Origin of the sequence: Butyrivibrio hungatei DSM 14810 (assembly GCF_900143205.1) — a bacterium.
Taxonomy (GTDB): domain Bacteria; phylum Bacillota; class Clostridia; order Lachnospirales; family Lachnospiraceae; genus Butyrivibrio; species Butyrivibrio hungatei.
Window position 1 is genome coordinate 68,593 of record NZ_FRDH01000007.1, and the last position, 13,302, is coordinate 81,894.

Annotated in this window: 12 protein-coding genes; all 12 read right to left on the reverse strand. The window is 40.2% G+C overall.

Annotation, left to right across the window (positions count from 1 at the left end):
- Positions 1-97: 97 nt before the first annotated feature.
- Entirely contained in the window at positions 98-583 is a 486-nt protein-coding gene (msrA, locus tag BUA02_RS09330) for a peptide-methionine (S)-S-oxide reductase MsrA (RefSeq protein WP_072703267.1), read from the reverse strand.
- 51 nt (positions 584-634) lie between these two features.
- The gene (locus BUA02_RS09335) at positions 635-1,483 is read right to left on the reverse strand and encodes an endo alpha-1,4 polygalactosaminidase (RefSeq protein ID WP_072703270.1); all 849 of its coding nucleotides are present in this window, start codon (positions 1,481-1,483) and stop codon (positions 635-637) included.
- A gap of 711 nt (positions 1,484-2,194) precedes the next feature.
- On the reverse strand, positions 2,195-3,316 hold the full coding sequence (locus tag BUA02_RS09340) for a GGDEF domain-containing protein (RefSeq protein ID WP_072703278.1): 1,122 nt from the start codon (positions 3,314-3,316) through the stop codon (positions 2,195-2,197).
- Positions 3,313-4,623: an ATP-binding protein gene (locus BUA02_RS09345; RefSeq protein WP_071175478.1), complete on the reverse strand. Its 1,311-nt coding sequence runs from the start codon at positions 4,621-4,623 to the stop codon at positions 3,313-3,315. The genes BUA02_RS09340 and BUA02_RS09345 overlap by 4 nt, the downstream gene beginning before the upstream one ends.
- A 15-nt stretch (positions 4,624-4,638) precedes the next feature.
- Positions 4,639-5,340 carry a LytR/AlgR family response regulator transcription factor gene (locus tag BUA02_RS09350; RefSeq protein WP_071175477.1) on the reverse strand — a complete coding sequence of 234 codons (702 nt, stop codon included), beginning with the start codon at positions 5,338-5,340 and terminating at the stop codon, positions 4,639-4,641.
- On the reverse strand, positions 5,318-5,866 hold the full coding sequence (locus tag BUA02_RS09355) for a GNAT family N-acetyltransferase (protein ID WP_072703281.1): 549 nt from the start codon (positions 5,864-5,866) through the stop codon (positions 5,318-5,320). Before BUA02_RS09355 ends, BUA02_RS09350 begins: the two co-directional genes overlap by 23 nt.
- Complete coding sequence (locus tag BUA02_RS09360; protein WP_072703284.1) at positions 5,863-7,911, reverse strand: DUF2264 domain-containing protein; 2,049 nt, start codon at positions 7,909-7,911, stop codon at positions 5,863-5,865. Before BUA02_RS09360 ends, BUA02_RS09355 begins: the two co-directional genes overlap by 4 nt.
- 17 nt (positions 7,912-7,928) lie before the next feature.
- A complete protein-coding gene (locus BUA02_RS09365) occupies positions 7,929-9,086 on the reverse strand; it encodes a glycoside hydrolase family protein (protein WP_071175474.1) in 1,158 nt (385 codons plus the stop codon).
- Between the two features lie 30 nt (positions 9,087-9,116).
- Entirely contained in the window at positions 9,117-11,030 is a 1,914-nt protein-coding gene (locus tag BUA02_RS09370) for a heparinase II/III domain-containing protein (RefSeq protein ID WP_083572718.1), read from the reverse strand.
- A gap of 6 nt (positions 11,031-11,036) precedes the next feature.
- The gene (locus BUA02_RS09375; RefSeq protein WP_072703287.1) at positions 11,037-11,834 is read right to left on the reverse strand and encodes a DUF7402 domain-containing protein; all 798 of its coding nucleotides are present in this window, start codon (positions 11,832-11,834) and stop codon (positions 11,037-11,039) included.
- Between the two features lie 20 nt (positions 11,835-11,854).
- Positions 11,855-12,904, reverse strand: a complete 1,050-nt coding sequence (locus tag BUA02_RS09380; protein ID WP_071175472.1) for a tetratricopeptide repeat protein — start codon at positions 12,902-12,904, stop codon at positions 11,855-11,857.
- Positions 12,905-12,916: 12 nt separating this feature from the next.
- A complete protein-coding gene (locus BUA02_RS09385; RefSeq protein WP_072703290.1) occupies positions 12,917-13,294 on the reverse strand; it encodes a RidA family protein in 378 nt (125 codons plus the stop codon).
- Positions 13,295-13,302: the final 8 nt, after the last annotated feature.

Below are 13,302 nucleotides of genomic sequence, written 5' to 3' on the forward strand. Positions count from 1 at the left end.
AAAAGTGGTTCTAAAACGCATATACTCATATATTAATTATATTTTTATTGTCTGAGAAAAAAAGAGAATGTACGGTTTTTTAATACTTTTTTAATGGTTATTTGGTTCGTCTTCCTGATTCTATCATTTCTTTTTCAAAAGCCTCAGGGTTTTTAAGGTAATAGTCCTGATGATACTCCTCTGCCTCATAGAAACTCTTGAATTTTTCGATAGCAACATAGGTCTTCTTGCCAGATTCCTCTTCAAGCTTGTGAATGCGGCTCTGGGCACGAAGTTTTTCCTCTTCTGTGCTGTAATAGATAGCCAGTGTATATGAGAAACCTTTATCGATAAACTGTCCCTCAGGATCAAATGGATCCACATTGGCAAAAAAGATATCTAGAAGCTTATCATATGAAACCTTCTCAGGATCATAAACAAGCTCAATAGTCTCACGATGTCCGGTCTTCTGAGCTTTTACATCTTCATAGGTGGGATTAACCTCATCCCCGCCTGAATAGCCGCATATAACCTTATCAACTCCATACATCTTGTAAATTGGTGTCACACACCAAAAACATCCCCCGGCAAAATGTGCTTTCATAACCTTTCTCCTCTTTTATGTTTTATATCTATCTGATGTCAGACCTGTTAATTACTTAAGCTCTAAACTATCAGATATGTAATACTTGAAATCATTATCTGAGCAGTACTTCTTGACCTGTCCAATTAACTTATTATCAGTAGTATATTCCAGAAGATAGATATCAAGTCCATTACCAGCAGCAAGTTCTACATATTCCTTGAAGTACTTGCTATCTTCTGCCGATTTCTTGGAAAAAGAATCATTGTCCCAATCTATCTCACTAAAGACTGATTCTTGATTAACTGCATCAGCTACATCATCAGCTGATCCATTCTTGGTAATAAACTCTGTGATGTAAGTATCTCCACCGTTTATGCAGACATATTTACCAGTTTTCTTAAGTCCCTTGAGGATCGTTGTAAGTCCCTCATATATCTTCTGAGTCTTGTAACAGTAATAAACATCAGTGTTATCCACAAAAAAGCCATCAATTCCCTTTGCTACAAGCTCTTTTGCAAGCTTATCTGTGATAAACTTCTGCCAAGACTTATCTGAAACGTCAATCCAGCTCTCCTCTTCCCAATTCTCATAAGCTCCAAGAGACAGATGCTTGTAATCTTCATAATATGGTCTAAAATCCTCTATTGAGCCTACGTTAATATAACTATAGACTGTGCAGCCGCTGTCCTTAAGTTGCCTAATCTCCTTCTTGGTAAAGTACTGAGCATCAATGACCACGATCTCGTAGCTTTTCATCTTGCTAATGGCATCTGAATCCGCACCAATAAAGACTCCGTAAGGGTATTTCTTGGTGGAAGCCTTGGTAGATGCAGATGATGAGAAATTCAAGCTTACTATAGCCAGTAAAATGAGGGCTACAGCTATTATTAAGTTAGTAACAAGTTTCTTCTTTTTCATAAAAACAAACATAGCAGATAACGGGAGTAAAAACAAATTAAAAAATTGTGAACTGTGAGGGGAGTGAGGAGGTGATACCGGAAGGGTGTAGCGATTGCCACCACTGATTACCTGCATTGTGCCGTTTTGCTGCGATGTAGGTAATCCTTGGCCGGCCATCGCCTTTTCACAGCTGTACTCTTAGCCAAATAATATTGAAATTTACGTTTTCGGCTAATATATATCTTCATCTATTCTTGAAATCAAAGTGGTTCTTTAGCCGAAAACAGTTAGACTTGCTTAATTCAGCTAATATTTTGTATAACTAGTGCTCACTTATAAATGGATAGTAAACAAAAACATTAGCCTATTTATCTAAAATCTATGTTTATCGGCTAAATCAGTAATTCTTCTTGTTTTTTTATGCCACTAATTCTTTAGCCGAAAAATCAACTTTGTAGAGTTTTAAGCTAAACATGCTTGTTTTCTACCGTTACAGTGTGATGAGTGTGGATAGTTCACTTGAGCGTTTTATTTTTCGCAGATGATACATAGCATGAAAAATCCCCAAATAGATTTATGTTATGAATAACATGAAATAAATCTATTTGGGGATTATGAATGTCTTATGCATCCTGCTAAAAATACTATAGAGCGAAAGTGGAGCATCCGCGCCTTCACACGTCCGTAGGCCAAGAAAGTTCCGGGTGGCCAATACACCCCCGGTGCCACTCACCCATGCTTGAGCTTTTTCTCTTCGTACATGTTGTCGTCCATGCGGCGGAAAAATCCATCTCGATCATCCTTGGCCACATCGTAAATCGCATAACCAAGAGAAAGTGAAAGCTTGTAGTGTCTACCTTCATTCTCATTAAAGATCTTAAGCTCTTCCCTGATATTTCTGATAATATTCTGCATTTCATAATGACTTGTGTTATTTACAAGTACAATAAATTCATCGCCTGCAAATCTCGTAGCGATTGCCTTATCAGGCTTACTTAAAATAATAACTCTGGCAACATCTACAAGTGCCTCATCACCTGCTGAATGGCCAAGGGTATCATTGATACTCTTGAAGTAATCTACGTCTATCATGATCGCACCGATAACCACATTCTTATCTTTAAGAAAATTGTCCATCTGATAATCAAGATAAGCTCTATTATACAAGCCTGTCAAAGTATCAAGATAAGAAAATTCATTCTGAAGAGACATATAGATAGCAGTAAGACCTATGGCAAGAGACACCCAGATAAGTGAAACGCCATAGAACATAGCCTGAATACCGGTACCAAGTACGATTGGTCCCATCATCAGATATAATGGGAAAAACTTTGCTTTTCCATATCTCTTTTCATAGCAGATAAGTATCACTATGCTCATTACAAGATATCCCAGATCAACAACATAAAACGCATAGTTTGCATTTAATCTGTGATACACATTTGCCTCATCGATATAAAAGATAATAGGAAAAAAGATGTTTAAAAATGCCACGATCACCATTATCACTGCTGGTATAAAGGCCTTGGTATAGATTCTCTTTACTCTTGCCTTGCTGTTGTAAAGCTTGATGTCCTCATAAAGGCACCAGCATGATATAAAGACCGGATTTGACATGAAACAAAAGGTATTGGCAAAAACATTTATAAAATGCCACAGCCTCCCAGGCTTCCCGTCTGAGTAAAAAGAGAAGAAATCTACTACACAGGAAACCATTGTCAAAATAGTTATATATGTAAATATCTTGAGTTCAAGGTCTCTTTTCGCGCGCCTTACACGACTGCTCACCAGCAATGCGATCAGTAATATAAAACCCATACAATCAGCAATTGCGACTGCTAATATGTTCAAGAAACTCCTCCTTTAGGAATGAGCATTTTAAGCTCAAACCAATTATCTTTGATGTCAAAGTTAACTGTTCCGTGATATTTCTCCAGGGTATATCTGATACTCTTAAGGCCGAAACCATGATTTCCTTTGTCAGCCTTAGTAGTTACAGGATAGCCGTTTTTCATAGTTATGTGGTTCTCGCAGTAGTTATTGATCTGTATAAGAACAAAGTTTTTCTTAGGAGAAATCGCCATGTGAATTAGTCTTTTCTCTGGATCTTCTATAAGAGATACACTCTCGATAGCATTATCCAAAGCGTTTCCAAATACAGTACAGATATCTGCAACATGCATGAAATCAAGGATATTGCCATCAGCTACGCAGGTGATCTTGATATTATTGGCTCTGCAGTTCATCATTTTACCTGCAATAAGCGTATCAAGAACACTATTGCCTGTCTGAAGCTCAGGACTGTAGGACTCTAGTTCCTGTTCAAGAGTATCGATCCACTTCTTTCGCTCTTCATCACTCATTTCAGAACGAAGGCCTGCTATCTGATGCTTTAAGTCATGATACTTCATGTTGATCATGTCAAAAGTAGTTTGATAGCCCCTGTACTTATCATACTGAGCCTTCAGCATAGAGTGGATGTTTCTAAGCTCTTTTTCTGCAAGAAGCTCACAAATTCTACTCTGATAAACATATAATATCATTATACCGGCAATATCAACAAGTGTCCTGATATAAAAAACATCCGCAGTGACTCCTGCTGAAAAAGGAGTGTTCTGAACAATGAAGCTAAGATTACTAAAAGCAAAGATGGCTGCTGCAATAGCAATAGCCGCCCACAACTCATGATAATTGATCTCAAGCTGAAAGATTCCTCTTGTGATGCTGACTTCCATGTAATGAGCCCATGTAAACACAAGCACATATACAGATACCAAGATAAGGATCTGAATGGCATAAGAATCATTCTTGGTAAGGAAAAAGCAGGCAAGCTGCCACTCAAGAGAAGCCGCAAGCTCTGCAAGAAGAAATGCTCTTGCGCAATAGTAACCAACAACATTTCTACTGGTGTCACAAGTAAGATATAAGAAAAGGTACATAAATCCCACCGCAATAAGCATACAGGGGATCCAAAATATAACCGGTAGATTCTTGGTAAATACAAGAAATACACTCTGTACTATCAAAGCAAGCACAGAAAAGATAATAAAGGTCTTGTTTCCAATTTTTCTTTTTAATACCAGACAATAGATCATACAAGCCAGCCATTCGGCAAGGGCTGTATATAATCGTGGTATATCCTGATAAATATTTTCCATGTGAATTCCTTTAAATTACTGAGCCATATACTCAGTCAGGGCAGTCATAAAATCATTTTTTCTGGCTCTGCTGATAAGAAGCTGCTTGCCAGCAATGAGACAACTGCCATTTTCCACGCCATCCACATATTTAAGATTAACAAGATATCCCTTGTTACTCCTAAAGAAATTGTAGGGGACAAGCTGTTCTTCAAAGTCTTTTAACTTCCCCCTTATAGAAAACTCCCCTCCACTGGTATAAAAGTTAAGATTATGTCCTTCACTTTCAATGTAAAAGACATTGTCTATATCGAGTTTTTTTACGCCAGACTGCATCTCTATTGATATAGTCTTGGTACTCTTATTCTTCATCTTGGATATAGCTCTTCCAAGCTTCTGAGAAAAAGCAAAATAACTAACTGGCTTAAGTACGTAATCAAGGGCATCAACCTGATAACCCCTGATAGCGTAATTAGTCATGTTAGTAATAAACATAATGATAACGTCCTGATCGAGTTTTCTGATCTCCTCTGCTGCCGTCATACCGTCCATGAGCTTCATCTCAATATCCATAAGGATAATATCAAACTGTCCACGATATCCATTGGTAATCTCATCACCATCCTTAAATCTGGTTATCTTGAAAGTTTTTCCGCTCTCTGACTGATATTTTTTTACAAACTCTATCAGCTGATCAGCATATGAATTTTCATCTTCAACGATCGCAAGCTGGATCATTCACATGTTCTCCTATTAACTTCTCCATCCAGACCATGTTGTACCATCTGCCAAACTTGTAGCCGCATTGGTGGAACTCGCCAACCATAGAATATCCCATCTTCTCATGGAATCTTACACTATCATAGTTCAAGTGCTCATCTTCAGCCCCGTTTGGGTAACCGATACAAGCATTAAGATTAAGAATTCCCATCTCTTTAAGGCGCTTTTCAAGTTCCTCATAGAGCATGCGTCCAATTCCTTCTCTTCTGGCATCCTTTGCCACATAGATAGAAGTCTCAACTGCCCACTGATAAGCAGCTCTTTCCTTGAATGGACTAACATAAGCATATCCGTAGATCTTGCCATCTCCCTCTACTACTAAATAAGGGAACTTTTTTAGTACATGCTCTATTCTGCCTCTGAATTCCTCTACAGAAGGAACATCATATTCAAAAGTTATAGCTGTGTTTTCAACATAATACCTGTAAATATCAAGAAGTTCTTTAGCATCCTCAGGTGTAGCAATTCTGATCTGGTATGTCATAGTTGCAAATTACCCTCCATCAAGTCAAAGTCAATAGTCCTTACAGTTCCATCTTTGAGTGTTATGGTTACTGGACCGTATCCTCCGCATTCCTGAGGGTCTGTATATTCAATAGCCTTAACTGGGAAAATATCATTCTCGTCAAAATCATCCAAGCTCTCCTTGGTAATAACCTGCGAGATCAGGAAATATGGCTCATAACCATACTGCTTGTTTCTTCTGGTATCTGCAAAAAGAACTATGGAATTTTTACTGTCAGGATTTGTATCAGTACTTTTTATTATTTGGATATTATCCCATCCGTCCATAATTGTAAAGGCAAGTTGTTTTTCTTTTCCTGTATGATCGTGTCCCTTTAGTATCACAGCCTTGTAGCCGTCTTTTTCCTTCTCTATGACCTCTGTTCCATTGTCAGGGAAGCCAAACGCTCCAAGAGTTATGCGGACAGGTCTTCTGAAAAGACGTATCTTGTCCGCGCGGATAATACCATAAGGAACAGTAAAGTCTGCAATATTAAGTGCTGTTCTCCAATGAGTTTCTGTCTCTGTCTCATATTCAAAGAACTGTCTTCTGTAAAGGACATTGTCCTTCTCCCCATGCCAGAATGTTGCATTTGCAGCAAGTCCCCTGGTCCCCTCTTCATCAAGATAAGTAATCACATACTGCTGAGATTCAACTCCCTCACAAGGTCTTGATTCCCAAGGGAATTTTGAATTAAACACAAGCTTACTGTAATTCCACATGCCGTGGGCATCTTCTTTATGCTTAACGATCTTACCTGTTCTAAGCTCTGTGATTCCGTTAGCTTCATGGTTTGCCATGCAAAGGGCAGGCCCATTAAGAGTTGTAACTAAAGTCTCTCTTTCTTTTAACTGATCCCAGATACCGTTCTCTTCCTTGGCAGTCCAGAATGGGTGGTCAGCTGGTAAATGTAGGCATAAAAGAGCCTTAGCAAGCCAAAGAGGTGATTCTGCGCAGGAATATCCCTGAACCAGAGGCACAAATGGGCCATAGAAGCCAAGAGTTGGCACTCCATTCCAAAGGAAATCATCTCTTGTAAGGAACTGGAGAAGTGAACCTGAGCAGATACGTCTTGCAAGTCCAGGATTGATGCTGGAATTCTTCATCATAAGGTTGCCGTCAAAGGCACTTGTAGCAGCATTTCTGTATATACCACTTCTGCCCCACATATTTGTAAAGCCGTCCCTGTCAAAGAACATAGGATAAGTCTTCATAAGTTCATTGGAGTTATCTTCGAACTTCTGGGCAATATAAGGCTCTTTTTCATATCCATACCATTCATTCCAGATAGCTGTGTACATGTTAAATGCCCAACATGAGTAATAGTCAAAAGACTGACCGTCTCTATACCAGCCATCGCCTGCATAATAGGCAAGAATATTCTGAGCATGATCACGCATGATATCTTCGTCTATGTCGTAGCCATTCATGTATAAAAATGCCATATCAAGCATATTGAAAAGACGCCAGTTCTGAGGAACTGTATTGGCATGAGCAAAGTCAGTTAAAAAGGCTGCTATCCTATCTTTTTCTTCCTGGGTATAGGTCTCCCAGATCTCATCCTTAGAAAGCCAAAGGCAGATCACAAGTGCCGCTGTCTCAACGGTCTGCTGATAAACAGCCACAGGATTACCGCTCTTATCAAGTTCTCTCATGTCCGAATAATTGAGAACATAGTTCTTTTCACCCTTAGTAACTGCGTAAAGAACCTGCTTCTTGTAATATTCACGGACATTAATGCCATTGAGCTCAAGATCCGGCTTAATATGAATAAGTGGCGCAGAAATAAAAAATGATCTGCAAAGTCCTTCGAAAACCTCTGCCTTGATTCTCCAAAGAGGTGCATCCTTGGAAGGATAAGTAACCTCTGTCTCATATCTTGGCATAACTACTGGTGCTTCGCTATCCTTGATGTTGTTAAAGATACCTGCTAAAAGATACTGGGCAGCTTCGATCCAGCTATCTCTATCAAGTCCTGTATATGGGCTAAGTTCAAAGTTAGTATGACTTGGTGTGAATTTCATGATCTCCTCCAATTGCATCAAAATACTGTAAGTGCAGTATCTGTAAGCTTCATAAGTGCTTCGATATAGTAGTAGTCACCGTAGATGATAGCAATGTGGTGACCATTTCCATGGTAATCAACTGATCCTCTTGTAAGGATGTTGTCTCTATCTAATGTATAGTCGCAGCTATGTCCATCAAGAGCCTTAAGAAGCTTAACTGCTGCCTCAAGGTACTCTTTTGCCTTGTTAGTCTCACCAAGCTTATCAAGACACTTTGAAAGCTCTATAAAGCCGCCTGCAGTAATGGCTGCAGCTGTTGAATCCTCAAGATCATCTTCCTTTGGCTGTCTGTAATCGATAGGCACAAGGAAGGTCTCTGGCATTGCAGAAAGAATGTAATCTGCGATCTTCTGTGCAGTTTCAAGATACTTCTCATCACCTGTGTAGATATAGCTAAGAGTAAAGCCGTAGATTCCCCAGCTCTGGCCTCTTGTCCAGGATGATCCTTCTGAATATCCCTGTCCTGCGTACTCTCTGTCAAACTTACCAGTAAATGGATCAAAGCCCACAATATGTCTAACGGAGCCGTCTTCCCTTACAAAGTTCTTCATGGCTGTATTGGCATGAGCTATGGCAATCTCTTTAAATCTAGGATCCTTAAGCTCCTCAGATGCCCAGTATAAAAGAGGCAGATTCATCATGCAGTCAATGATTGCCCAGCCTGTGGTATCTCTGCCATCACCCCAATCGTTCCAGGCTCTTATAAAGTTACCGTTTAAGTTAAATCGGCCTGCAAGAGAAGCTGCTGCCAAAAGGCCTCTATTCTTGGACTCTTCGCCGCCATAAAGCTTATAGTTTATAACAGCTGTAGGAAGCCACCTAAATCCAGCGTCATGATCCATTCCGTTGTAGTTAAGGAAAGCTGCATCCATCTTGTCTTCTACCTGGAGAGCCTCTTTTTTAAACATCTCATTTCCTGTAAGCTTATAGAGCTGCCACATCTCGCCGCCCCAGAATCCATTTGTCCACCAGCAGATGTCGTTTTTGCCGGCTCTGTCGTCAAATCTGCCATTCTCATCAGTTGTATATGGAATCTTGTTTCTGTTTCTCTCAGTTACAGGAACCATCTTATCTTCAATCTTTTTAAGGGTTTCTTTGACCCACTTTTCATCTTCTGCATTTAATAAACCCATTACTCATACCTCTTTTTGCATTAATTTGACTTATTCTATTGTAAGCTTAAGCTTTCTGTCATCAGGCTTTACTAAAACTCTGTAAACCTCATGCTTCCAGGCAAGCGCAAGTCTTTCATCCGTTATTGGATATTCCTGAATTTCTAATACTTTTCCACCATCAATCGAGATCTTACCTGTGTTTTCCACAGAAATAACTGATCTATCACCAGAAACAACCGGCTTTTCATAGGTCATAAGGCTCAAGATACAGCCAGCGTCAGCTTCAAACTCATCTTTAACCACAATATTTGCGCCCTTATTAAGGCTGATATCTCGCTTGTAGCTCTTTATCCTGCAGCTCTCGTATGCATCTGCAATGTCCATAGAAAGTGAAGATATCCCACTATTTGTATTTTTTGATAAAAGACATTTCACATCCCTTGCGGCATACTTTTCCCCGTCATGCTGCATATATACGTGCTCATCATGGCTGTCAGACTCCGAATCTCTTCCAAGTCCGGCCACCTTGTCATCAAAAACTTCGCTGTCGATAAATGTTGGAAGATTGTGAAACTGAGACTGCATGGTCCACAGCTCATACCTTCGGTCTGAGAAGGTCTTCTTGGTATAGGTTCCAACTCCCAGATCTATGAGGAAAGGCTTTCCTCCCTTATACACGGTAAAAGAACCTACGTCATTATGATTGTGACTGTCTGCATTATCTCCAGCTTTGGCTGCAAGTACATAGGTATCATCTCTTGCCACTAAAAGTCCCACGCTTTCAAAGAAAGTATCTTCAGCCAGGCCCTCAGTTTTCTTATAAATTGCCATTTCATCATAGGCAAAAGCCTGCCACACATGGTAAAAGAGATTTATCTCATCTGATATAAGCTTTTGATCTGCAGTCTCGGTCTTAAAGTCCTCCGCAGCAAAGCTTGAAAGTACTTCATCGCCTGTTGCCTTTCCAAAAAGGAATTCCCTTGCAGTCCTTTTTCCAGGAAGGGCGCTGCAATCAGCAAAATTGACATAGTAGCCGTTTCCTACATACATCTTAACGATGTAATTTGCCACATTTCTGATGAGCTTATCAGCAAACACTCCGGTAAAAGGACTCTCTTTTCCAAGTACACCGCTCATAACCTCAAGACATCCATAAAGGCAAAGTCCTGCGTGAGTGTAATACTGCGCTCCCTCATCGCATCCACCATCATCTCCGTATTCATCAAGGAAATAGTCACAGGAAAGAGCTGCTTTTTCAAGAAAAGTTCTCATAATCTCCTGTGAAAAGAAGCCTTCAGGTCTTGTAAATGCACACAAAAGTACGTTTTGAGTACACCACACAGTCCAGTTGCACATTGGCTCCTTGCCATTACCCATCCACCAGAAGTGCTGGTTAAGATATGGCTCGAAGATGCGCTCCTTCAGTCTCTCATTGACATAGAGACTGATATATGGGCTTATCTTCTGGAAAACCGGTCTTAAGAGATACTCACAAACAGCTATCTCAGCACCAGACTCGGCATCAAAAAGATCTATGATAGGTCTTGTTGGGTCCGGCATAGTCTCCTGAGAAGCGTCACGCTCATAACTTGTATGAGGTGGAAGACACCAGGTGGTCTCTTCAAGAATAAGATACAGACCATCCAGGATGGCATCAAGAAATCTTCCTTTATTCTCGACACATTCAGCCATTACAAGCTTATTTAGTTTTCTTCTTCGTGGAAAATACTTATCCTCGAACTGAACTCTGTTTCCAGTTTTGGTGAATTCTCTGAAGTCAGAAATAAGAAGCTGGGTCCAAGGCTCTTTTAAAGCCTCTTCTCCAGCATTTATAAGACTCGTCTTAAGAGTATCAGAAAGTGCATCCCACCTGTCTCTATCTGATATATCAGGATAGACGTCATAAAGACCTGCACCCTTTGTCTTTTTTAAATATTCCTCTACTATGGACCTGTGTTCCATAATCCATTACCTCCCGGCGGATTCGCTTCCATAAACTTCAATCTGTGTAAGAGCCGGGAACGGGCTTGGATCATCAGCCTTGATAAGCTTGCCAAGTTTGATCCAAGTGATACCCTTTCTCTCAATATGGAAAACATGTGGTTCTGCCACCTTTTTATCCATCTGAACAACTTCTGTTGTTCCGTCAGAGAATGTAAATGTAGCCTCTACCCACCAGTTATCGTGTGGAAAATCAGCTCTTGTATAAAGAACTATCTGGTCAAAGTCTACTTCTCTTCCAAAGTCAAGGGTAAACTCTGCATCATCCTGTCTGTTGATGCCCCAGGATTCATAAGGCCATTCTCCATGAGAAAGAGTTGCTATACAGCCATCAATAGCATTTCTGGCTGCAAATACTGCCTCCCCTCTTGTTTCTACATTGGCACTGGCATGAGGATAAACTCCTGATACCTCGTGCTGATCAAATGGATTAGCTGCTATATTGCGATATCCTTCTACTTCAAAAGAAAAAGCTGCTCTGATGCTGACATAATGTCTGTTACCAAAGAAAGCTAATGGATTGTAGCTGGTCTTTTTCTCATAAAAGGGAACTGTAAAAAGCACAGTCTCCTCTGTTATATACACAAGTGCCGGATCAATGGCAGCGTCAACCTTGACTACATAAAAATTGTCAGGTTCAATGCCGGAAAACTCGATGATATCACCCTTTCTGTATTCACCATCCCAGGCAAGTACCACATTGTCCTGACCTTCGCTCTCAGCCTTTGGCACATGATCCCAATCGTTATATACAGATATTTTCATAATATTCTCCCCTAAGTCTGCTACCTTGTAGATAAAAAGATATTTTCTCTTATGGCTGTCTCATCTTCAGGATATGTCTCAAGATAAGTGGTCATAAGTGAAGAAGCAAGATTAAACTCGCCCATATATTCATATGCAGTGATCTGATTAAGAGTAAGAGCCTGATTCATAGCCTTATCATCTATTGCAATGCCTGCCTCAAAGGAAGCCACCGCCGACTCATAATCTGCAAGCTTTATCTGGCACATGCCAAGTCTATTGTAGACTACTGCGCTGCTTGGATTATCCCTTAAATAATTAGAATATTTGCTGCAGGCAGTTGAATAGTCTCCCATAGTCTCAAGAGTATGTCCAAGCATCAGTATAACAGGTTCTTTATCCTGGTCTCTTTCATTGCTGGCAGTCTCAAGATACTGGACCGCACTCTGATAATCCCCAAGATAAAAATAGATCTGTCCTCTCTCATAGTTGGACATGAAGTCGCTTCCATTTTCCATGGCTTTACTCAAAATGGATCTGCCCTCTTCTCCATAGCCCTGCTCATCAAGAGATTTGCATATCATTATCATCATTGAATAATCTTTGGGATTCAAAGAGATTGCTTTGGTAAAATCAGCATACCCAAGGTCATGGTCACCGGCTGCAAGTTCCGCAGTTCCTCTAAGATAGTAAGCATTACTATCCTTGCTGCGAAGACCAATGATGGCATCATAAACCTCTTTTGCCTTGTTGTATTCACCAAGCTTGTAATAAGCTTCTGCCAGGTAATAATTGGTGTCAAAGTCCATATCATCAACTATTCCCTCGTCAGTAGCCAAAGAAGCCAGCAGCTCATTAACTGCCAGCTCGTATTCATTTTTATAAAGATAAGCTATACCTCTTCCTCTGTGGATAAGGCAGGCGTCTTCACCCTTCTCTTCGGCAACACTAAAACTCTCGAGAGCATTATCATACTGATGACTCTCGATGTATGCAAAACCTGAATCGATATTGTGTCCCCCTGACAAACTTCCACAACCAGAAAGAATCATTGTTAAAGCTAAAGCGCAGATCGCTGTTTTAAGCTTCATAAATGTCACCTATTATTTTCCTAAATATGCGATGATCTCCACTTCGCAAAGAACGTTTCTAGGAAGCTGCTTGACTGCAACACAGCTTCTAGCTGGCTTGCCAGTAAAATACTTCTCATATACAGTGTTGAATGCTGCAAAGTCACTCATCTCAGCAAGGAAACAAGTTGTCTTGACTACATGCTCATAATCAGTTCCTGCAGCCTTAAGGATCTCACCAATATTACGGCAAACTCTATCTGCCTGATCTGCAATAGTAGTAGTATCGATCTCACCTGATTCAGGATTGATAGGGATCTGTCCTGAAGCATATAAGAAATCTCCTGCCTTGATAGCCTGAGAATATGGTCCGATTGCTGCTGGTGCTTTGTCTGTTGAAATGTACTCCATTTTGTCTC

Bases quoted from the DNA above. Each gene is read 5' to 3' on its own strand.
- BUA02_RS09380 (WP_071175472.1), bottom strand. From the start codon at position 12,904: ATGAAGCTTAAAACAGCGATCTGCGCTTTAGCTTTAACAATGATTCTT.
- BUA02_RS09335 (WP_072703270.1), bottom strand. From the start codon at position 1,483: ATGAAAAAGAAGAAACTTGTTACTAACTTAATAATAGCTGTAGCCCTC.
- BUA02_RS09375 (WP_072703287.1), bottom strand. From the start codon at position 11,834: ATGAAAATATCTGTATATAACGATTGGGATCATGTGCCAAAGGCTGAG.
- msrA (WP_072703267.1), bottom strand. From the start codon at position 583: ATGAAAGCACATTTTGCCGGGGGATGTTTTTGGTGTGTGACACCAATT.
- BUA02_RS09370 (WP_083572718.1), bottom strand. From the start codon at position 11,030: ATGGAACACAGGTCCATAGTAGAGGAATATTTAAAAAAGACAAAGGGT.
- BUA02_RS09365 (WP_071175474.1), bottom strand. From the start codon at position 9,086: ATGGGTTTATTAAATGCAGAAGATGAAAAGTGGGTCAAAGAAACCCTT.
- BUA02_RS09345 (WP_071175478.1), bottom strand. From the start codon at position 4,623: ATGGAAAATATTTATCAGGATATACCACGATTATATACAGCCCTTGCC.
- BUA02_RS09350 (WP_071175477.1), bottom strand. From the start codon at position 5,340: ATGATCCAGCTTGCGATCGTTGAAGATGAAAATTCATATGCTGATCAG.
- BUA02_RS09385 (WP_072703290.1), bottom strand. From the start codon at position 13,294: ATGGAGTACATTTCAACAGACAAAGCACCAGCAGCAATCGGACCATAT.
- BUA02_RS09360 (WP_072703284.1), bottom strand. From the start codon at position 7,911: ATGAAATTCACACCAAGTCATACTAACTTTGAACTTAGCCCATATACA.
- BUA02_RS09355 (WP_072703281.1), bottom strand. From the start codon at position 5,866: ATGACATACCAGATCAGAATTGCTACACCTGAGGATGCTAAAGAACTT.